Annotated in this window: 1 protein-coding gene and 1 pseudogene; both read left to right on the top strand. The window is 63.6% G+C overall.

Annotated features, from left to right (window positions below; all coding sequences use genetic code 11):
* Positions 1 to 296, top strand: a pseudogene (locus tag L6D64_RS28190) (DUF2875 family protein); the annotation flags it as partial.
* A 2-nt stretch (positions 297 to 298) separates the two neighbouring features.
* Positions 299 to 528: PAAR domain-containing protein (locus L6D64_RS28185; protein WP_176510419.1), on the top strand; the 230-nt coding region annotated here is incomplete at its 3' end.

Genomic DNA, 528 nt, shown 5'->3' with positions numbered 1-528 from the left:
TGCACAGCCTCAATACCGATGGCCAAGGCCTGGACGTGGGCAATGTCGAAGAGGGCTATGACATCGGTCGCCGGCTGGGCAATACCGGCGTCAGCGGCGCGCTGGTGGAAATCAACCTGGCCACCATCGCCAGCTACCTCGACGGCGGTGCCAGTGCCGTGGTGTACGCCGGCAGCGACGGCAGCCTTACCGTGCAGATGATCAGCCCGCCAGATGAGGCACGCAAAGCGAAGAACCAGCAGAACCGTGGCGCTGACCCCTTCAAGTATGGCCTCCCCAGTATCGGACGATCCTAGGCATGAACCCTCCCATCTGCCTGGGCGACCCCACCAGCAGCGGGGGCAGCGTGCTGTCATGCCAGCTGGCTGGCACCCATACCGTCAACGGTAAAACGCCAGCGGTGCTGGGCGACAAGGCCAGTTGCCCGCTTCACCAAGGGGTTTTTGCCTTTGTCGAAGGGCACCCAAGCCGACGCATGAACGGTAAGCCGGTGGTGCTGCAAGGCCATCGGTTGGCCTGCGGGTGTCA

The organism is Pseudomonas urethralis, from assembly GCF_021602465.1.
Taxonomy (GTDB): Bacteria; Pseudomonadota; Gammaproteobacteria; order Pseudomonadales; family Pseudomonadaceae; genus Aquipseudomonas; species Aquipseudomonas vlassakiae.
The sequence above is the reverse complement of the archived record's forward strand: the minus strand, read 5'-3'. Positions and strand labels throughout refer to the sequence as shown.